The sequence below is a fragment of the Psychrobacter sp. PSP genome (assembly GCF_024085615.1).
Classification (GTDB): domain Bacteria; phylum Pseudomonadota; class Gammaproteobacteria; order Pseudomonadales; family Moraxellaceae; genus Psychrobacter; species Psychrobacter pacificensis.
The window spans coordinates 173,407-195,902 of record NZ_JABLTF010000020.1 but is presented as its reverse complement, the minus strand read 5'-3'; the positions used below and the strand labels follow the sequence as shown (position 1 = coordinate 195,902).

The 22,496-nt window shown below is 42.7% G+C and carries 15 protein-coding genes and 1 pseudogene; 7 read left to right on the top strand and 9 right to left on the bottom strand.

Annotation, left to right across the window (positions count from 1 at the left end; translation table 11 throughout):
* Window positions 1-68: 68 nt before the first annotated feature.
* From HL061_RS10675 to pilG, 8 genes and pseudogenes are all read right to left on the bottom strand, one after another.
* Window positions 69-566, bottom strand: coding sequence for a hypothetical protein (locus HL061_RS10675; protein WP_058025479.1), 498 nt, complete (start codon window positions 564-566; stop codon window positions 69-71).
* Window positions 567-583: 17 nt separating this feature from the next.
* A complete protein-coding gene (locus HL061_RS10670; protein ID WP_093069309.1) occupies window positions 584-1,585 on the bottom strand; it encodes a chemotaxis protein CheB in 1,002 nt (333 codons plus the stop codon).
* Window positions 1,575-8,498 carry an Hpt domain-containing protein gene (locus tag HL061_RS10665; RefSeq protein WP_252962814.1) on the bottom strand — a complete coding sequence of 2,308 codons (6,924 nt, stop codon included), beginning with the start codon at window positions 8,496-8,498 and terminating at the stop codon, window positions 1,575-1,577. Before HL061_RS10665 ends, HL061_RS10670 begins: the two co-directional genes overlap by 11 nt.
* Window positions 8,499-8,528: 30 nt before the next feature.
* Window positions 8,529-9,464, bottom strand: coding sequence for a CheR family methyltransferase (locus HL061_RS10660; RefSeq protein ID WP_071002989.1), 936 nt, complete (start codon window positions 9,462-9,464; stop codon window positions 8,529-8,531).
* Between the two features lie 109 nt (window positions 9,465-9,573).
* Window positions 9,574-10,803, bottom strand: a pseudogene (locus HL061_RS10655) (methyl-accepting chemotaxis protein); the annotation flags it as partial.
* Window positions 10,804-11,163: 360 nt separating this feature from the next.
* On the bottom strand, window positions 11,164-11,694 hold the full coding sequence (locus HL061_RS10650; RefSeq protein WP_071002987.1) for a chemotaxis protein CheW: 531 nt from the start codon (window positions 11,692-11,694) through the stop codon (window positions 11,164-11,166).
* Window positions 11,695-11,697: 3 nt separating this feature from the next.
* On the bottom strand, window positions 11,698-12,060 hold the full coding sequence (locus HL061_RS10645; protein WP_071002986.1) for a response regulator: 363 nt from the start codon (window positions 12,058-12,060) through the stop codon (window positions 11,698-11,700).
* Between the two features lie 183 nt (window positions 12,061-12,243).
* Complete coding sequence (gene pilG / locus HL061_RS10640) at window positions 12,244-12,621, bottom strand: twitching motility response regulator PilG (RefSeq protein WP_057761576.1); 378 nt, start codon at window positions 12,619-12,621, stop codon at window positions 12,244-12,246.
* Between the two features lie 678 nt (window positions 12,622-13,299).
* On the opposite strand from pilG, the gene HL061_RS10635 reads away from it, so the two are divergent.
* From HL061_RS10635 to HL061_RS10605, 7 genes are all read left to right on the top strand, one after another.
* A complete protein-coding gene (locus HL061_RS10635; RefSeq protein ID WP_212564178.1) occupies window positions 13,300-14,556 on the top strand; it encodes an HlyD family efflux transporter periplasmic adaptor subunit in 1,257 nt (418 codons plus the stop codon).
* Between the two features lie 307 nt (window positions 14,557-14,863).
* Window positions 14,864-15,586, top strand: coding sequence for a response regulator transcription factor (locus HL061_RS10630; RefSeq protein WP_058025471.1), 723 nt, complete (start codon window positions 14,864-14,866; stop codon window positions 15,584-15,586).
* A gap of 76 nt (window positions 15,587-15,662) precedes the next feature.
* Entirely contained in the window at window positions 15,663-17,714 is a 2,052-nt protein-coding gene (locus tag HL061_RS10625; RefSeq protein WP_252962813.1) for a sensor histidine kinase, read from the top strand.
* A gap of 254 nt (window positions 17,715-17,968) precedes the next feature.
* On the top strand, window positions 17,969-18,739 hold the full coding sequence (locus tag HL061_RS10620; RefSeq protein WP_240365441.1) for a methionine ABC transporter ATP-binding protein: 771 nt from the start codon (window positions 17,969-17,971) through the stop codon (window positions 18,737-18,739).
* A gap of 19 nt (window positions 18,740-18,758) precedes the next feature.
* Window positions 18,759-19,445 (top strand): methionine ABC transporter permease, encoded by a 687-nt coding sequence (locus HL061_RS10615; RefSeq protein ID WP_252962812.1) that lies wholly within the window; start codon window positions 18,759-18,761, stop codon window positions 19,443-19,445.
* A gap of 169 nt (window positions 19,446-19,614) precedes the next feature.
* The gene (locus HL061_RS10610) at window positions 19,615-20,595 is read left to right on the top strand and encodes a MetQ/NlpA family ABC transporter substrate-binding protein (protein WP_252962811.1); all 981 of its coding nucleotides are present in this window, start codon (window positions 19,615-19,617) and stop codon (window positions 20,593-20,595) included.
* A 349-nt stretch (window positions 20,596-20,944) separates the two neighbouring features.
* Window positions 20,945-21,793, top strand: a complete 849-nt coding sequence (locus tag HL061_RS10605) for an aldo/keto reductase (RefSeq protein WP_071002980.1) — start codon at window positions 20,945-20,947, stop codon at window positions 21,791-21,793.
* Between the two features lie 86 nt (window positions 21,794-21,879).
* Here the strand turns inward: HL061_RS10605 and ccmE are convergent, their stop codons facing one another.
* A complete protein-coding gene (ccmE, locus tag HL061_RS10600; protein WP_186473638.1) occupies window positions 21,880-22,380 on the bottom strand; it encodes a cytochrome c maturation protein CcmE in 501 nt (166 codons plus the stop codon).
* Window positions 22,381-22,496 lie beyond the last annotated feature (116 nt).

Below are 22,496 nucleotides of genomic sequence, written 5' to 3'. Positions count from 1 at the left end.
CAAAAAGTAATCAGCATTGCTCGGGTACTACCTATGAGGTGAAGCATAACTGAAACTTAGACGAGAATCTAGTCATCTAAATTCACCAAATGATGCGCAATTTTGTCCAAGTCTGGTACCAAATAAACATTATCGTCAATCATAACGGTTTGATACAGATAAGAGAGCACAACGTTTTCGTCAGACTGCCCTTCTATTTTATCAACGCTAGTATCCGCAAACTGCTCGGGAAGCTCTGTATCTTTGACGTCAGAAATACGGGCTTGTAATTGGCGCAACTCACCTGCCGTTTGCAAAGCAAATCGATGCTCGGTGGTATTACCCTCTAGTATGATGACTTTCTCTGGTGTTCTATCTTGCGGTAACAAGTGAAAGACAGCAAGATTTTGCTCTTGCCACTGATACTTGGATATACGCTCTTGATAATCGTCGACGCTCAAAATCAAACTGCTCGGAATAATCCAATCGGGTTGGTTAGATGCTGGCACGATAGTCACATCGAGCATACCATTGTTCGTGGTCAGTAAACTTACCGCTTCAAATGAGTGTTTCAAAATTTGTTTCATACGTCGCTCACAATCAGTTAGCGTGAATGGCTTGCTGCCCTTTCACCAATATAATCAGTCAGTTTTTTTGCCAAATCTGTCGGACTACCAACGAAACCACAATACCCTGAGTCAATAATAGCCTGAGGTTGACTCGGACATGCACTCAGACTAGGGTCTTGCGCCCACAACTGGCTGTTGTTGTCTTGAACCATATCCAAATACTGAGAGCCATCATTGCCCATACCCGAAAATATAATATTGATTAGATCGCTACCATAGACATCACTGGTGTTTTTTAGAATCTGACCAATAGCAGGCTTATATTCACCGCTCCATGCTTGATCTAACAAGATGACCCTACCAGCTGAATCACAGACTATTTGCTTATCAATAGGGGCTATGAGGCAATGCCCTGCTCGCAAACGCTGCGAGGACGCGATAACCTCACAGCGCCAATCATTATGGCGATTGAGTATCCGTGGTAACGTACCAATCATGGTCTGATTGAAATGATGCGCCAATAAAATACACACTGGCAGTGTCGCTGGCACATTGTCTAAAAATTCTTTTACCGCACTAGGGCCGCCCATAGACGCGCCCAGAAACACGACATACTGCCAGCTTCTTTCAGTGTCATCGCCCTTGTATTCGGGAGTATCGATCAGGGCTGGTAGTGCTAAAAGCTTTGCAAGTTTACGTTTTAACTTACGCTGCCATTTACCATATTGCTGTGCCTCATTGAGATACGGTGCTTGGCTAAAGCCCACCAAGACAGCCGCTGATTTTGACGCGATTGTTGCGGTTGCTACACTGTCGTCGTAATCACTGTCTATCAGCCAAATATCAATATCTGCATTAGACAGCTCACTTTTTTCTTGCCACTGTGCTCTTGACACACAACCTACAAGGGTAAAGCCGCAACTACGTACGGTATCTGAAAAAGCCAAGCGCTGGCGATGATCCTCTGCCATCACCAGCACTTTGATATCATGATTGCTTTTTTGCCGCAGTGCTAAAACACGTGCATTATCCGTCATTAGTTAGGCTAACCTCTTCACCTAGTAGTCTTTGAATTTTTTCAAGAAGCTCTTTTTCTTGGAATGGTTTACCCATATAGTCGTTCACCCCAATCTCTAGAGCACGCTCACGATGTTTTTCTCCAGTACGTGAGGTAATCATAATAATTGGGATATGCTGTAATCGACTATTGAATCTGACCTGAGTCGCCACCTCGAATCCATCCATACGCGGCATTTCGATATCTAACAAGATCATATCTGGTGTTGTATCTTGTAGTATCTCGATTGCATCGATGCCATCTTTTGCAACCGCCACATTGAATCCTTGACGCTCCAAGAAGCGAGACGTTACCTTACGTACAGTTACTGAGTCGTCGACTACCAGTATCGTTGATTTGGTGGCGATACGTCCTCGCTTGGTACTCGCAGATTTTGAGAGGTTTTTGACCAGCTGTGCGTTACGCATTAATGCAATTAAGTCTAGGATGAGCATTACCGAGCCATCACCCATGATAGTAGCCGCTGAAATACCTGGTATGTTTGATAGTTGCTGTCCTAGAGGCTTAACAACAACTTCGATACGTGATCCTGCAATCTGATCAACTTGCAGTGCAATATTTTGCCCTGTGCGGTTTTTAATAATAATCAGCGGCAGACTGGTGTTGGTATTAACCACCAGCTCGTTCAGTTTATTACCAGATAAGATCTCGTTGAGATAGCGTACACGATATTCCGTGTCTTCAAAGTTCAATGTAGCATCATCTGAATGATAATAGTCATAGAGCTTTTCTGGGTTAACCCGTACCACGCGCTCAATCTGTACCAATGGTATTGCATAGTAACGATCTGCGGCGCGCACAACCAGCGCATCAGAAACAGCAACAGTCAATGGCAAGCGCATCGTAAATTTAGAGCCTTTGCCAAGCTCGGAGACAACAGAGACCGCACCGCCTAACTGACGAATTTCACTAATAACAACGTCCATGCCAACGCCGCGTCCAGAGATCTGTGTCACCTGCTTACTAGTACTCAGCCCAGCATTAAAGATATATTGCATAATATCAAGATCAGAGAGACTGTCATCGTCTGCATCAATAAGACCTTGAGAGATCGCTTTATTTCTTACCGCTTCTACATCGATACCACGGCCATCATCTGATAGTTGGATGACAATCTCACTACCTTCACGATGTACCTCAAGCGTAATATTACCACTGCGCTCTTTACCTGCTTTTAGACGTGCTGATGTGGTTTCGATACCGTGATCGACAGCATTTCGTAGCATATGCTCAAGCGGTGAGGTAATCCGCTCTAGGATGGTTCTGTCCATCTCATCATCAGCGTTGATGATGGTCAGCTCAACCGATTTATTCAACTCATTAGCCGTCTGCCGAACAATACGCTCAAGACGCGGTGTCAGACGCGTGAATGGTACCATACGCGAATTCATCAGCCCATCTTGCAACTCAGTCTGTGTCCGCGATAGCTGTAGCAACAGGCTTTCACTATCACGAGTCTTTTCTAATAGAGTATGGTTAATATCCACCAAATCCGAGGCAGATTCTGTCAATGATTTTGATAATTGATTCAGTGAAGAATACTGATCCATCTCGAGAGGATCGAAATCCTCATTATCAATCAGCTCATCATCTATTTGTGACAAAATCTGAGCTTCAAGCTCAATCTCCATACGGCGTAACTGATCTGCCAGTCGCTGTACCGTTGTACCCATCTCTTCGATACTGTTGGTCAAGCTACTAATACCCATATCAATACGGGCGCGGTTAATCGCTGACTCACCAGATAGATTAATCATATGCTCAATCAGACCACCTGAGATACGAATCATTTCATTACTACTAGTGCTGTCGTCCTCCTTATTGGTATTACTGAACATAGATGGCATCTCGCTAATATCTTTTGCAAGATAGTGAGGGTCTTGGTTTTCTTTGGCAATCAAAATTGCTTCGCGCTGAGACTGTAGGGATTCTTTAGGAACTTGTTTGAGACTATCAGGATTTCTCCCAAACTGCTCTAACGCCTCGATCAATAGTGCAGGCGTTGGCGGATTGACATGATGCTGAAGTATAAATACGGCATCAGCAAGCCAATCATGACTGGCAACTAGCAACTCTAATACTTTCTGAGTAGGGGGACGACGGTTACTCACAAAATCCGTATAAACCGACTCCATCTCATGAGCCAAATCAGCGATACCGGACGCAGTCACCATTCGGGCACCGCCCTTAATCGTATGCAGATCTCGCTGAAGTGCTTGTAATGCTGTGGTATTATTTGTGTCGTTCAAGAACAAATGCAGGTATTTATTACGATTGGTAAGCTCCTCCGCCTCTTCTAAGAACACCGATAATATGTCTGGATCAGGCAACCCATTAGCCCATGATTGCTTAATCATAGTGTCTAGGCTGAGCAATTCTGATGTTTCGGTATTGCTAATGGCCTCATCCGCCACTACGTTTTGAATGTCTGGTTCAAAATAGTTTTTCGGTACTGGTATGATCAGCTCTACCGTTTCTGGTAAGGTTTTTTCTTTTTCAAACGTTCTTAGTTGCTCAATCAGCTCTGAGGTGAAAAAGGATTTTTTATGATTCACGATATGCATCACTTGTTGCGACATCGTGTCTTGCACCATTTGCATAATCTCAAGCCACTGTGTCGTCGGCTCTCGTCTGTTTTCTACAAAAGACTCATAAACACTTTCTGCTTCATGAGTTAGATCACCAATACTACGAATGCCAGCCATCCGTGCGCCACCTTTAATGGTGTGCAAATGACGCTGTAATACTTTTAGCGAGTTGATATTAGTAATATCGTCACGCCATTTATTGAAACTCTCATCTAGGGCGTTATCAAGTTCTTGAGCTTCTTCTAAGAAAATCTCTAATAGCTCAATATCCGTATCAATCGTTTCAAATTGGATTTTAGGTGCTGAAATAGCTCGAACGACAAAGCCTTCGTCGTTATCGTCAAGGTTATCATTTTGATAGATACCTTGTAGCTCACTCATTACCTGCTGGTCTATTTTCAATGACGTACTACCAGCTAGGGCATCGAATAGCCCAATCAACTGGGCATGACCTGATAGCAGAATAGATTGAATATCTCTATCTCTCGCTTTATCAATATTATCACTCAGGTAACTATAGGCATTACCTAGCTCATTCAGAACGGTAATGAATTTTGGAAATGCTTGAGCTTTATCTATTAAACAGGTGATTTGTGAAATTTGCTGCGCGATATAGTCTTGACTGTGTTCTTTTTCAGCATGACCGAGCGCCTCCTCTAACCCCCACTCAGCATCTAACAACGTGTCGATATTATTATCTAATAGCTCTTCTATCGTTGGTTTGCTATTAGTAACAACGGTCGCATCAGCATCACTAATGACATACTGCTCAGCCAGCATTGCTTGCAATGACGCTATGTCTTGCTCTTGCTGACTGTGTGAATCTTCTACTATGACACTACGCTGCTGAATATTTTGTTTGTAGCTACTTAAATAACCATTTATCAGCTTGGCAGATTGCGCTAAAGCCTCTAGATGTTGGGCACTCATCGCTATATCTTGCTGATGCAATAGCTCCAAACTGTGCTCTATCGCTGCGCTAACTTCGCTGATAGCAGCCAAAGCACTGGAGCCAGATGCGGCTCGTAATGTGTGAAATGCACGTACTATTTCATCCGTTATCTCAATCAGTTGCTGATCTTGATTGTCGCTGACAAATTGATCAATGTGATGAAGTAACTCTTCTGCTTCATCAATAAATATCTTACAAAATGCTTTTTCTTCTTCGCTTTGAGGCGCTAAAACAACAGTTGCCTCTGCCATTTTTTCGTTGACAGAATGGAAGGTCTGTAGCGTCATGTCTATCGCTTCATTAGTCTCATCATAGGTAGGATTGTCTTCGTCTATGCTAGTCATCAATACAGGCTCTTGCGCGGCGTCAGCTTCAGCTTCAGCTTCAGAATGGCTTGTTGCTTGCTCATATAAGCGAGAGTAACTAAACGCATCACCCTGTTGCTTACTATAGGCATTGGCGCAGGCAATCCATAAGGGCACTAAAGCTGGGTAATCTTGGCTGTTATTTTCAAATGCTACTAACATTTCAGGATAAGCGGCCAATACATCTGACATCAGCTGACACATATCATTTGAGACAATAACACTATGATCCAATACGCGATTAAGCATATTCTCTATCGCCCATGCTAGCTCGGCGGTGTAATTAGCGCCCACCATGCGACCAGAGCCTTTTAGAGTATGAAAACCGCGACGGATATCTTTTAGAGCGGCAAGGTCAGTCGATGCTAGCTGCCAACCTTCATATAAAGGTACGATTTCGGCAAGTACTTCCTCGGCCTCTTCTATAAATATCTCTTTAATATCAGGATCTGAATCATTCGCATCGGCTGCTAATTGCTCGGTTTCTTGCATAAACGGGATAAGTACTGCTGGAATCTCTAAACCAGATAGCGATTCTGGTATATTTGTATTATTGCTTTCAGAATCTGCTCCTTCAGCACCATCAACGCTCGAAAGTAATGTTTCTAACGATACATCATCCATTGAATCAGAGTCATCGATACCTAACGCTACTTCAGCTGATGTTTCAGTGATTCCAGTCTCAAACGTATCTAAACCAGCATTGACAGGCTGCTGCGTCATTAGGTTACGACTTTTCAGAATAGTAATAGCAGGATCAGAGCTCGGTAATTGTTGTGCGGCAAAATCTGTCAGTAGCACTGGCAAACGTTCCGCCGTCTCTATTACCAGACGTACGACATCGTCTGTTACAGGGAGTGTCTTATCCAACAGACGGTTAAGTAGGTTTTCTATTGACCACGCCATCTCACTGATGCTAAAGGCACCAACCATGCGGCCTGAGCCTTTTAAGGTATGAAAGCTTCTACGGACTTCGGTCAAGGGTGTTAGATTTTGTGAATCCTGCTGCCAAATAGGAAGAAAATCTTCTAAATCAGTAATGACGTCGTTCACTTCTTCGATAAAAATATCACGAATCTCTTCATCAACTTCAAAGTTGTCAGGCTTGAGTTGTTCACGAGCACGCAGCAATGCATCACTCTCTACATTAGGATTAGTATCAGTGGTATCTTGCGTTGCTATCACCGTTTCATTATCTGAGCTGGTCACAGGTGCGATCTCACCACTATCATCATAACGAAGCACATTCATCGCGACTGGCTTTTGCGTCAGCCATGTATCGTTAGTTGTTTCTGGTGATTTCGCATACGCATTAAGAAGCTGTGATGCTTTCGCTGCATACTCATTTGCCTGCGTCAATAAGTTTTGATCAAAGACTTGCTGCGCAAGATAGTCGAGTAACAATTCAATCGAGGTCAGACTCTCCGCCAAGGCTTGGGTCACATCCCAGCTAAGTACAGCAACCTCATGAGTGAGCAGTTGTGTGAATATACTGCCTATATTTTCTATCGTCTCACTAATGACTGGCAGTCCCATATCATCAAAAGCATGGGCAATCTTGTCAAAGTCAGCAATGACTGGTAAAGACTGGATATCTTGACGTTGTATATACTCGTTAAAGCTTTCCTTGATCTCTTCAACGGCAATACGTAGCTCACGTAAGTCACTGTCAGTAGAAACTGACTCATGTCTACCTTCATCCTTTACATCACTGCTATCAAACGCTTCAGGTATAATAGCAAAAGAAGAAGAAGAAGCGCCAATTTTGAGTGATATTGCCTGCTCGGTATCGTAAATAGCACTATATAGCTCTTGTAGCTTGCGCTCTATGTGCCATTGCTGCTGCGTAAACTCTGTCTCTGATAAGCGTGCTTGCTCTAAATCTGTAAGGATCGATTCAACTTGCGACGCATATTGCACCCAACCTCGACTCTCAAGCTGGCTCTTTATATATCGTAGAGGATTTATTAGCGTATCTGGCTTATCTAGATTGAAGATAAGAGTCTCAATCTCACTGAGCAATCGCGTTAAAAAACGTAAGGTCGCAGGCTCACGCTGTGATATCTCATTAAGGGTAGATTGAGTTCGCTCGCTACTATTCTCTAGGTAGATGAGCTGAATATAGACACTGTTGATCAAGCCTTTAACAAGGCTCGAAGATAAGTGCGTGGGCTGAGTAGCAGATTCTATGACGCGATCAAGCTGACCTAATAGTGGCGCATAATATTCAGGTGATGGCGCTTCATTATGGGCAAGATCACTCAGCCACAACTCGCTCAAATACCATAGACGCTGTAAATCATTGTCTTGAGTATTCTGCCATAGATATTGACTAACTTTTTCTAAAATTTGTAGAACAGGTGCCTGATTCATATTGGCAACCAGCAATTTTTGTACTTGCTGTCGCCACACCAGTAACATCTGCTGATAGTGTTGATCTTCTAAATTGGTCGTAACATTACTCGTGGGTACTGCGATCTGAATGCTATTGACAATATCTTCATGAACCATATCTTCATGAGTATCATCATTGTTTAGATGCGCATGCTGGGTATCAGTAGCATCTATAAATGCATCTGCTTCCACACCTCGTTGCGATAGTATCTGAGCAAGCTCATTAGTAGCCTTATTTATTAGAGCACGGTTGTATTTGCCTAGATGCGTATATTGATTGAGCGCATGTTGCAATAACTTATGAGAAAACTTGCCTATTTGACAGTCTCTAGCAGACAGATTGTGACTAGCCCCCAAGCTCGCCATAAAACTCAACTTATTGGCAAGATCTGCTAGTAGAGGCAAGCGAATCATAGTCAGCGCACCACTAACTTGATAGTAGTGCGATGTCATCTGTTGATAACTGTCGATATCAGCACCTGATTGCCAGCCATCAGATATCTGTGATAATTGCTGATTGAGCAGTGGCGACAACCACTCAAGCGTCACTATGTCATTGGGCTGCTTTTTCATAGGTTTATCCTAACTCGTCTAGGCACTAATTTAGGCACTAATTTTTTGCCACACATTCACTTGTGGGTGCGCAATACGGCGCATATTCGAAGGGCGCCAAAACAACGCCTCACCTGGAGCCAATATAATATATCCCTCTACCGCACACTGCTCTGATAGCCATGCCAAAATATCACGCTGATCAAACTTGCGAAAATACAGCAGCATGTTTTGGCAGATAATCACATTTTGAAGATGCGAAGTGGGTGATTTTTGTTCAATAACATTGTGTAGAGCAAAGCTAACATAAGGTCGTAAAGCTGGCGCTACTTGCCAGTCAAACTGAGTATTGATAGACCTTTCTACTTTACTAGAAGTATCAGCCATACTCAGCTCATTACCTGCATTTTTGGTGATCAAAGGGTAAACAAACTGCTGACAATTTTGAGGAATTAATGAATACTGCCGTTGATCATATTGTCCTAATCGCGCGTTTGTAATCGCTTGCTCGCTCACATCTGTTCCCAGTATCACATGATTGGATAACTGCGCTGCTGTCAGACTCATGGCCAGTGACCAAGTCTCGTGCCCACTTGCACAACCAACGCTCCAAATGCGAAAGGGCTTACTCCTGTCATCTGCACACTTGTCTATTGCATATCGTGTGATGAAATCGATAGAAGGTTTATGACGAAAAAAGCGACTCTCATGAATGAGCACTTTGTCTAATAGCTGCTGACGAATCTCATTATTCTTTGGTAATTGATACCAGAGCTGCTGAGTAGTGAGTCCATTTAATGTTGCTGTGTGGTCAATGGCATTGGTCAACCACTGCAGCTGCGTATTTGGCAATATAAAGCCAATCTCTTGTTCTATATATCTCTGCCATTGCTGTAAATTAGCACTATCGCCCTGTATCATCTCATCACCCCATACAGGTTCAAATGTATTAGATAGAGCCTTTTCTGCTTGTATATGATTGTTCACGTCGCCTGCTATTATTAATGCTGCACGGCGTCAGAACCTATACAGCATTTTAATTAAAATCTTATACAAAAAGACGTATCAATACCGATTCAATATTCAAGCTAAAAGGTTAGACAATTTCTGATAAGGTTTGTTCAGAGTTAATCATTTCATCATCTAACAATTCATCATCGTTCGATACTTTAAAGCCAGTAACCGACTCTTGTAGTGCGGCAGCCATTTCACTCAACTCACCAATAGAACGTGCTGTGGCCAACGTACCAGATGAGGTTTGTGAAGTAATATCTTGAATGATATTCATAGTATGAGAAATATGGCCAGCAGATTCAGCCTGCTGTAATGCAGCATTTGAGATGTTCTGAATCAAGTCAGCCAACGTGTTAGAAACGCTCTGTACCTCTTCTAGTGCTTCACCAGCATCTTTTGCCAAACGAGCACCACGTACTACTTCAGATGTCGTCGATTCCATCGACATAACAGCCTCATTAGTATCCGCCTGAATGGTTTTTACCAACGTTTCAATCTGTTTGGTCGCATTCGCTGAACGCTCAGCCAGACGCTGAACCTCATCAGCAACAACTGCAAAGCCTCGACCAGCCTCACCTGCCATCGATGCCTGAATGGCGGCGTTCAATGCCAGAACGTTGGTTTGGTCTGCAATATCGTTAATCAAGCCAACGATATCACCAATCTCTTGAGAAGACTCACCAAGGCGCTTGATACGTTTCGATGTCTCTTGAATCTGATCACGAATAACGTTCATACCTTCAATCGAACGCTGTACAACTTCTGCCCCATTATAGGCAATGGCAACTGAACGCTGAGCAACCGTCGCAGACTCTGACGCATTATTCGAAACTTGGTCAATTGACACGGTCATCTCATTAATAGCGGCTGATACACCAGCAATTTCTTGCGCTTGATGTTCAGAAGCTTCAGCAAGCTCAACAGCGTTCATCTGCGTTTGATCTGAAGACTGTGCAACTCGGTCGGCAGTACTGTTAATAACCAAGACCAATTGACGTAATTGGTCAATTGCGAAGTTGACTGAATCAGCAATTGCCCCTGTAAAGTCTTCTGACACGGTAGCATTGACCGTCAAATCACCTTCTGCCAAATCCCCTAACTCATCAAGTAGGCGTAGAATAGCGATCTGGTTACGTTCATTTTCTTCTTGAATTTGACGAGCTCGTTCAGACTCTGCTTCTGCTTCTTGACGGCGGCGTAAGGTTTCTTTTTCAATCAGCAAACGCTCCGATCCCCCACGTTGCTTAAGCAATTGATACGAGGCAAACATAATACCCAAAGCACCAATAGCAAAGACAAGTGCTGGTAAAACAATTGTTTGATTAAAGTTAGTAAAGTCTTGACTCACCGATAACACCGCGTTAGCCAACCAAACGACACAGACCACACTCAGCAGAATAAAAAATCCTAATAATAGATTCCACGTATTATTGGTCTCTTTGCCTTCTACAGTTGTGTTGCCTGTACCAGCTACAGGTTTTCTTTTAACATCACTCATCTTGCGTATCCCTTTCAAACAATCGTCAAAGTCTTATCGTGACTGACTTTGACAATCTTGTTGTTATCAAAACAATGATTAGCAAAGCCTGTATAAATACTGACATTCCACTGTATCGTGTCAGCCGCTATTAATCTGTCGTTACCGAATAAATAGATGTTTTATTGTCGATTACTATATCGCAGCATCTGAATACTGCAGATCTTGTGCCAGCAAGCTTGGCATGAAAACGTACCACTCCTGCTCGTCTTTCAAAAACTTACCATGGTTATAAGGTGCAAATGGTGAATTGGAATCAATCGCTTCTGGGCGGTAATGTTCCTGAGTGAACTGTTCGATACCAAGCACTTGATCGACCAGTAGCCCTGAAAAGTTATTATCGTGATCGATCACAATAACTTTGCGCTGGCTTAGCTGTGGCAAGCGGCTTGGCACTTGTAAAAAGCGTGACAAATCCGTCAAAGGTAGTAGTCGTCCGCGAATATTGGCAATACCTAGCATCCAAGGCTTTACTAGAGGTAAGCTAGTGTATTCTGGCATGGATAACACCTCTGATACCTGACCCATAGGAGCAACTAAGCGCTGACCACCAATCTCAAATACCACCCCTTGCCAATCAAACTCTTGACCACCGCGGCGACCGCTTTTGCGCGCACGTGCCAAATCTGCTAGACGCAGAAGCTCAATGAATCCTCTAGAGGCCACAAGTTACTCCATCACTTTGCGAATCATATTGACCAATACGTTTTCATCGACTGGCTTATTCATATACTCTTTGGCACCTTGACGCTTGCCCCACACTCTATCGGTTTCTTGATTTTTGGTACTGATCATAATGACAGGTATATGAGCGGTGGTTTTGCCGCGAGTGATTTTTCGCGTAGCCTGAAAACCGTTCATTTCTGGCATTACTACATCCATTAAAATGACATCTGGCAGATGATCAGCTGCCATCTGACAGCCCTGCTCGCCATTTGATGCTTCTAATACTTGAAAGTTATTTTTAGAAAGCATGTCGCGAAATTTCGCCATTTCTGATGGTGAGTCGTCAATGACTAAAACGGTAGCCATAGGATTTTCCTTTATTTTCTAAAATATCTATGAGGATATATTGTTGATAAAACGACTGAAAATAATGGCCAACATCTTATTCGTGATTTATTTTTATGCTAGTCACTTAGTATGTTAGTCACTTAAATAGTGAGTCATTATTTTTAATCTTAGCAATCACTATATTTGAGTCTATAGAGCTGATTAACGGTACTGGTTAATCGCATCAAAAAGCTCATCTTTACTAAATGGTTTGGTCAAATACTCATCAGATCCGACGATGCGGCCACGGGCTTTATCAAATAAGCCATCTTTAGATGACAACATAATCACGGGTTTATTAGCATAATCAGGGTTATTTTTTATGAGTGCACAAGTCTGATAGCCATCTAAGCGCGGCATCATGATGTCGACAAAAATAATATCTGGGTTGTTATCAACAATTTTTGCTAAGGCATCGAAGCCATCTATAGCGGTTACGACTTCACAACCCGCTTTTTGTAGCAAGGTTTCTGCGGTACGGCGAATGGTTTTTGAATCATCAATCACCATTACTTTCAAACCTTCAAAATTATTTTCCATTATCATTATCCTATGAACGACTATTTATTCGTAACGCTCTCTGTCTATATAAAGCTCTAACAATCATCTTAAGTCATGATATCAGTCAATATGAGACCAATACAAAAGACTGAGACTTCATTAGACCTTTTATGACAGTGAATACCTTTTATCAGTGTCTGCCCATCAAACACAGCGTCAACATGAGTTACTATACGCACTTTGCTCGTAATAAGCTCATAAAATTGAGTGCGATTCTTAGCTTTTTAGGCCTGATATTTTACTTCTATAACCATCAAGCAAAGTCGTATTATCTCTTAAAACACTCAAAAGTTTTTGAACTCACTTACTTTCAGTGACAACGTCATTTAAACAACGAGGCAACCAACTTTATGATATCCCTGCATTATATAGAATCAATAACCACATTGCTGAATAATTTTCTTTTGTGATAAAAATGTATCACAGTATTTCGTTATGTTTGTTTTAGCACAGTTATTGATGCTTTTCCAGTCATTAGCGAATTAATGTTCTAACTAATGAGTATCATAAACCGCTGTTCTTATTTAATAAGTCGGCAACCTCATCTATTTTCTTATGACAAACGCTTACGCATCTAAGATTAGTAAGTGTGGCGCAATTGTTCCACCGCGTATCTATTCACTATATAATGAAACGACGACTATAACGGTGACTGCTATGACAGCCTTTAAACATTCCAAAAAAAGCCTCTACTTGCTCAGCGTTTTATTGCTTGCTGCTTGTCAACCCTCACCATCTGAGAATGAATCAGTCGCTCCTGAAAACACGGCAACGGCAGACTCCCCCGTTGTCATTACCAGTGATAGTGTCACGATCACACCAGAACACATACTCAGTATAAAGTCTTCCCGTTATCAGCCAAGTCTAGGGCTGCAAGGTAGCATCGAGCCTATCAAACAAACCAAATTTTTTGCAGTACATCCCGTCAATATAGAAAAAACGTTCGTTAGCGAAGGTCAATGGGTAGAAAAAGGTACGCCTTTACTAGTTGTCAGGCGTTTGGCGGCGGTGAGTGATCCTACCGTAAAATCAGACACATCTACAGAAGCCAACTCTTCTAAAGAAGAGATAGTGACAAGCACTACCAATAATAAGAAACCAGAGAATACACCAAGTATTGACGACAATTCTGACTCTAGCTCTACTAAGGCTTTATCTGTTGATAATGATGCTAATGTAAATAATACTAACAATGATAAAAAAGAGTCGTCAGCAGCAAACCTTGTGACAGATAATAGTGATAACGCCGATAGTAATGGTATAAAAACTGCTACTAAAAAACCGAACCCACAATATAATTTGGTGACGATAACTGCTAGCTTTTCAGGTCGTGTAGAAAACCTATATGCCACAACTGGTGAAAAAATGGCGGCGCGCACGCCCCTATTAGAAATTAGTGACGAGACCAAATTGCACTTTGCGGCGACACTACCCATTCAAGCGGAGCCTCAGCTTTCAGTTGGTCAGACTGTCAATTTTACGACCGAAGGTATCACTGACAAGTTTACAGGTCAGGTCAGTAAGCTTGTGCCTACCAGCCAGCCAAAAAAACTGTTGGTGTATGTTAACGTCATTGACAATGAAGCCAGCCGTGACAAGCTACAACCAGAAATAAAGGTCACGGGGCGAGTCAATTATGGACAAATAGACGTAGGTACTATCGTGCCCAAGCGCGCCTTACATGATGTTGACTTAACAGAGTTACAAAAACCGCCTTATATGCCGCTTAAACCGTTGACCGCCAATGTCTGGATTATTGGCCAAGACCAGCGTTTGACACGCCAGCCTATTGAGGTTGTTGAGTATGATCCGACCACGCAACAATATTTGATTGCTGGTGTGAGTAACGATAGTTTAATTTGCTTGGCTGACTTACCTATTGACTCTGAAGGCAAAAAAGTCATCGTGTCATAGCCATTCACGCTGACAGTTACATTTGGTAGAAACATTAACAAAGCCTATCTTGTTTTGTAACAGCATCATTAGGCAATATAGTCGTACTATATATAGCACTATCCGAGTATTTAGGACTATCTTTATCACTACGTATTTTTATCATCATGATAGTTCAGTACTCTAAAACACCTGAAAACTTAGAGGCTCAGAGGTTTAATGGCATAGAATGTAAAAACTATTGATACTTCTATCATAGTTATCATAGTTAAGCGACTAGCACACATTAGACCTTTGGCAAATTATAAGAACAATTAGAGGATATCCCATGAGCAAGCAGATTTTATTGATTGAAGATGATCCAGATTTAGCAGAGCTGATCAGTGATTATTTGACCATGAATTACTATGACGTCCATCATGCAGGTTTGGGTCAAGAAGGCCTTGATCTGTTAGATACCAAAGAGCGTGATATCGATTTGGTCGTACTTGATTTGATGCTACCTGACATGGATGGCATGCAAGTATGTCAAAAAATTCGTGGCAACAAGAATAATATGACCAATAAAGTACCTATTATTATGCTGACCGCAAAAGGGGATACAACTGATCGCGTGTTAGGTTTGGAGATGGGTGCTGATGACTATATCGCAAAGCCTTTCGAGCCGCGTGAGCTTCTCGCCCGTATCCGTGCTGTTATCCGCCGTCATGAGCAGCCAAACCAAGCAGATAGCCAGTCAGATAGCTTAACCTTTGGTCGTTTGAGTGTGTTCCCTGACAGTCACGAAGTTACTATCGATGATGAGCCTGTACGTTTAACGACACATCAGTTCCAATTACTACACTATTTTGCTACCCATTCTGGCAAAGTGCTAAATCGCGAGCAGCTTTGGCAGGCAATGCCAAACGACGACAGCTCAGACAACATCGATCGTGCCATTGACGTGCATATTTCACGTTTGCGTGCTTTGATCGAAGACAACCCACGTCAACCAAAACGCATTATCACGGTGCGCGGTGTTGGTTATCAATTTGCCACTGATCAGGTTTGATCATAAAAGACGGATTAATCGATAGAGAGCATATTAAGCTCAGTCGATATTAGTGTCCAATAACAGAGATTGTTTAATGCAGCAATTGGGTTTTCGTTCCGTATTTGCCAAACTATTTGCCAGCGTTATGCTGGCACTTATTTTATTTGCAGTTGCTATGGTGCTATTGACCCAATTGGTGCATGACAAGGACGCAGGAATCCGATCAGAGATATTGGCCACGCAGATTTTGGGTCAGATTGATCCCTTTCTGCATGAGCTAAATATCTCTATCAGCAAGGACAATCACCTACAATCACGATTTATGCTAGCTGTTGTCAAAAAAAGCTTTGATATTTTTGATGAGTCTTTGCAGGCGAAAATGGGGTTGTACGACAGCGAAGGTCGGTTGTTGATGCAAACTGACAATAGCGACTTGCCACTAGAGCTACCACCTACGCCTTCATTGTTTTCACGTGTATTCCCCTCTCTTGCCGATACGTCTCCGACCAAGCAAGCTCAAGTGTATAGCAGCACAGGCTATACCTTGCTGTATGAGTCACGCCTACCACCCAAAAAACCGGTTCTCTCTGCCGCCCTTAATCTGTTTACAGGTACGTTGCTGCTGCTCATTATTATGGCAGGAGTGTTGTGGCTGATTGCCCGTACAATGACGTGGCGTATTGATCAATTAAGCCAGCAAATGGCGCAGTTGGGTGATGGTGATTTTACGGTACGAGTGAACGCTCGTGGTAACGATGAAATTGCCTCGCTGGCCAAAGGGTTCAACCAAGCAGCACAAAAAATTGAACATCTTGTCGATGCCAATAATCTACTACTGGCGCACGCCTCTCATGAACTACGCACGCCGATTACTCGTATTCGCTTGCAGATTGAGATGATGGATATGTTGGCAAGCGGGCTGCCAGCAGATACCAAGTCCAAGTTTGATAAACGCGCTCATGCCATCACTCGCGATCTGTCAGGTCTCAATGATTTGGTCGAAAGTATATTGTTGGTCAGCCGTCTAGACGCAGGTCATGCCTTGCAGCAAATTGAAAACTTGGATTTATACGATTTGGTCAATCAAGAACGTCAGCACTATCCTGAAGCCACGTTGATTGGTGAGCACATCATGATTGATGGTCAATCATCAATGTTGACTCATCTCATTCGCAATCTACTGACCAATGCCATGCTTCATGGCAAGCCGCCCGTTACCGTGTTACTGTACGGCGTTCAGACTATCGAAGATGCTGGCACTGTTCCTGATTACCTATTGCAGACCGTGCTCTCTAGCAGTTTCACCGATTATAATAGCTTGTTGGATTTTGACTCTTATGAAGGGTCGCTTGATACCAATAGTGATGAGCAGGAGTCTGCTTCACCCGAAAATGCCGACTCTACTCTGAGCAATAAAGACAAAATTGATTCAGTCGAGCCAATAGCTGTCTTGCCAGCACCGCCAATCTACAAGAATGGCGAAAATCTAACAGTCGATGAAGATGTAAATGCTGATCTTAACTTTATTAAAAACACCCCAAGCTCTGTAAAACCTAATGCTCATATTGCTAGCACCGATTTAGATAAAGTGATTTGGAAGGCCGTTCCTGATTCTAAAGACACTCTAGACTCTAATAAAGGCGTACATGATAATCTTATCGAATCTACAGATGGAACAATCGACAATCGTGCGCATGCTCTTGAAAACGATAGCAATAGAAAAACTGACAAAGTAGCAACTGATACAACTATCCACAAAAATGGCAGCAAAGATAAAGCGAAAAACAGTGCTAAAGCCAACACCCAAAATAATAACGAAGCCGCAGCCACACCGCGTAAAGAAGGCTTATTTGCTAAGCATCTCAAAAAGGCAAAAACTGAGCCGGTACGTCCCCTACCAAAATATGCAGTACTAGCGGTGATTGATGAAGGCACAGGTATTCCTGAAGAAAAACGCGAAGAAGTGTTTAGCCCATTTGTACGGTTACAGCAAAAGAATAAAGGGTCAGGGTTGGGGCTTTCTTTGGTTTCTCAGATTGTCACCGCGCATCAAGGGCGGATCACTACTGATACGCTAAACGGTCATACTCGCTTTTTAGTCGCCATACCCGTTGAACATGACCCTCATTACAATCAGCATGAGTAGTCAGCTATATTTGAAAATACGTTACTTTGTTGATATTACTTCCACTGATACCCCTCAAACATTCCTTCCTTAATAGCTATTCATCATAAGTCAGTCACGGATGTGCATATCCAAAGTGACTGATAATATGCTATATTACCGCCCCTTATTATACGGTTATTGACTATTGTCGTTTTGATGGGCTTCTTATCTAGTAATAGAAGCATAACAACACACGATGACCATTAAAAAATTTATTGAATTTTGAGCCCTCCATGAATGACATGATTGTCTTAAACGATGTGACCAAAAGGTTTTTAAGCGACCGATCAATCAAAGACAAAGACGGCAAACCACATTGGTTTACTGCTGTTGAGCCGACATCTCTGACTATCAAACAAGGCGAGATTTTTGGTCTAATGGGCTATTCAGGCGCAGGTAAATCGACCTTGTTGCGCTTGATTAACATGCTTGAGCGTCCAGATTCAGGCCAAGTGGTGATAGACGGTACTGACTTGACCACGCTATCTGCCAGTGAACTGCGTATTGCTCGTCATAATATCGGTATGATTTTTCAGCAGTTCAATCTCATGTCTAATCAAACGGTTTTTGACAACGTAGCATTTAATTTAAAAGTGTCAGGCTATCCTAGCCGCGATATTCATAAACGCGTTATGGAATGTCTTGAGATTGTCGATTTAACTAATCGCGCTGGACATTATCCTGCGCAGCTATCCGGTGGGCAAAAGCAACGTGTCGGTATTGCCCGCGCGATTGCCCCGAGTCCAAAAGTATTGCTGGCCGATGAGCCAACCAGTGCGCTTGACCCTGCAACGACTCGCAGTTTGCTGACTTGTTTGCGCGATATCAATGAGCAACTTGGTGTGACCATCGTCATCGTAACCCATGAGATGAGCGTCATTCGCAGACTCTGTGATCGCGCAGCATTATTACATCAAGGTCAGCTATTAGAAGTGGCCGATGTACGAGATGGTCTGATTCAGGCAACTACCCCGATTGGCAAAGGCTTAGTCGTTGAGGACTAATGAGGCAGGAGAAATAGATATGTTAACTGGTACTGAATTATCCGCCTCTATAGACAAGCTGCTTGCCCTACGCAAAGAGATTGTGAGTGCGTTTGTTGATACGTTTATCATGCTTGGTATTTCAACCACGGTCGCCATCCTTATCGGTGGGCTCTTTGGCGTATTCTTGTTTTTGTCCAGTGACCGACAATTTTTGCAAAACAAGACACTCTATGGCGTACTTGGCGCCATTACCAACTTTATGCGCGCCTTCCCTTTTGTGATTTTGATGATTGCGATGAGTCCGTTTACCAAAGCTATCGTCGGTACTGGTATCGGTCCGATTGCCGCCTCTCTCGTCCTTGCGATTGCAGGTTCGTTTTATTTTGCGCGTTTGGTTGAGCAAAATTTGCGTGAAGTACCGCGCGGTATTATTGAAGCAACTGAATCGATGGGCGCCAGACCTTTTACAATCATCAAAGTACTGCTCAATGAAGCGCGCTCAGGATTGGTACTCTCGGTCACTATTCTTTGTATCAGCTTACTCTCTTACTCAGCAGCGGCTGGTATGATCGGCGGTGGTGGTTTGGGTGATTTGGCCATTCGTTATGGCTATTATCGCTATCAGACCGAGGTGATGATTTTTATCGTGCTGGTGTTGTCAGTGATGGTGATATCGATTCAAGCGTCTGGCAACTGGCTCGCCAATCGTTTAGACAAACGTTAAACCGCTTTAGAGAATACTTGACATTACGAGCGACTAGGTTTATTTTTGGCAACACTCAACCCTTATCTCAGCTCTCACAAAAAAGCAGCATTACTATTTATAATGTTGCTTTTTTAATGTTTCGACGATAAACGCTTTACTCAATTTTATTCATTATTAAGGACGTATTATGAAATTAACAGATATCAGCCGTCAGTTAGCCACCGCATTTGCCGCTGTTGGCGTATCAGGTTTGGTCTTAGTCGGTTGCAGCAACTCATCAGCGCCAGAAGCGAACCAAGAGCCTGTCACTGAAGGTACCACTGCAGAAACGACTGCGAGCACTAGTGACATCGATCCTGAACACACCAAAATTGTTATCGGTACGACTGAAGGTGATTTTGCTGATATGGTTCGTAACCAAGTAAAAGGCACACTTGAAGCTCAGGGTTATGAGGTTGAGTTAGTTGCATTTACTGATTATGTTCGTCCCAACCTTGCCTTGGCAGAAGGCGACTTGGACATCAACATTTTCCAGCACAAGCCATATCTTGATACCTTCAAAAAAGAGAACAACCTTGATCTCGTTGAAGTATTCCAAGTACCAACCGCCCCGCTTGGTATCTACTCAGGCAAAAAGTCTAGCCTAGATGAAGCATTCAAAGGCATGAGTGTTTCTGCACCGAACGATCCAAGTAACTTTGCTCGTGCGTTGGTCATGATGGACGATCTTGGCTGGATTAAACTAAAAGACGGTATCGACCCATTGACTGCATCAAAAGCTGACATCGCTGACAACAGCAAATACGATATCGATATCGTTGAGCTAGAAGCGGCTCAATTACCACGCGCGCGTGATGAAGTTGACTTTGCCGTGATCAACGGTAACTATGCAACTGACTCTGGCATCAAGCTGACCGAAGCATTGTTCCAAGAGCCAAGCTTTGCTTATGTGAACTGGTCAGCGATCAAATCTGCTGATACTGGTAAGAAATGGGTTGAAGATGTCACCAATGCCTATAACTCAGAGGCTTTCAAAAAGTACGCGCATGAAACGTTCCCTGGCTACAAGTACCCAAAAATCTGGGGTTCTGACACTAGTGCAAGCACTGATACCGCAGCTAAAACTGACAGTACTGAAACGGTAGAAACAGAAGCCGCGGCTCAATAAGACACTAAAATCATCAGTGCCCAGCCATACGGGTACCTCAATGATTATAGGCGCTCACCACTTAACCGTGGTGGGCGTTTTTTAATGTCTTCGTTTTGCTGATCTTACCTCTTTTTAAGCTTCCTATCATCCTAACAGGTTATCGAGTTCACGTTACAGCCTGTTTGTCCTTTGTAGGGATGCGTCACACGCTCTTTCACTTTGCTCTAGTTTTTCTTATAGTAGACAAACTTGATTATTAGATTAGCTAAACAACTGCTAAGTTTTCCTACTAGTATTAAATGTTTTGTTTAAAACCATTTTTAACTCAAGACATACTATAAATTATAAATAAAATAAGGATAAAAATATGAGGACTAAAAACTATAATATTCGTACCGCAGGACAAGCAAATATTCCCGTTCTAGGACTGGGTACTTGGCAATCAACTGGTCAAGACTGCGTAGACGTGGTTAAAAAAGCTTTAGAAATGGGCTACGAGCACATTGATACCGCTCAAGCGTATGAAAATGAAAAAGAAGTGGGCGAAGGTATCAAGCAATCCGGCGTGGCGCGCGATAAATTCTTTTTGACGACCAAAATTTTTCCAGATGACATGAAATTTGAGCCAGAAAAGCTCAAAGCTGCAGCTAAAAAGTCTCTAGAAAATTTGGGCGTGGACTATGTCGATCTATTGCTACTACATTGGCCAGATGATCGTGTACCATTATCTGAGACCATCCCTGCCTTGTGTGAGCTGCAAAAGCAAGGGTTGACCCGCCATATCGGTGTGTCTAATTTTAATATTGATCACATCATCGAAGCCAAAAAATATGCGGATGTACCAATCGTTGTGAACCAAGTAGAATTCCATCCGTTCATCAAGCAAGATACCTTGCAGGCATTTTTGAATAACCATCATATTTTGCTAGAAGCTTACTCACCACTCGCTCGTGGCGATGTATTTGATAACGATATCATCAAAGAGATTGCAGATAAGCACAACGTCACGCCAGCACAAATCTCATTGGCATGGATCTTATCAGACAAACACCGCGTTGCCATCCCAAAAACGTCTAACCCTGATCACTTAAAAGGCAATTTAGACGCCATCAAAGTAGAGTTGAGTGCAGATGAATTAGAAAAAATCGGCAAGCTAGCCAGTTCTGATGGTCGTAAGATTGAGCATCCTGATTATAGCCCTGAATGGGATGACTAATCATTAGCTGAATAGCTAAATACAATGTATTAAAAAGGCCACCGACTATCGGTGGCCTTTTTATATGTCATCAATACTTATCATCATTACTGTTGCAGGGTTTCAGTCTCATGAATTCTTTCGGCAGGATTATATTGTTCAGAAGAAGGCACTGCCCCGCTACGATTGTTTTCTTTCATTGATTTAGCGACTTCTGGTGGCATATAGTTTTCGTCATGCTTTGCCAATACTTCACCAGCGACAAAGGTATCGCCTTGCATCTTGCCTGTAGCCACCACACCTGAGTTTTCGGCAAATAAGTCTGGCAAAATACCTTGATAAGTCACAGGTACGGTTGATTGAAAGTCAGTAATCGCAAACTCAACATTCAATGGATTGTCTGCTGCACGCTGCACACTACCAGCCACCACCATACCACCAGCACGAATACGCTTGTCTTGAGGCGCCTCACCTTGAGCGATAGCGGTCGCATCAAAATAATAGTCGGTTTGCTGCCCGATAGCATAAATAACCAATATGACTGCTACAGCTGCACCTGCCAGCGTAAACATCACCCACGTCAGTTTTTTCCGACGAACTGCATTCATACCTCTACCTCGTTGATGAGTCTCTGTTTTAAATACAATTAGCCCATAAAACAGAAAATATTAAAGAAACGACGATTAGAAAAACGCTTGCAAGAAATATTGTCAAAAAATCTTTC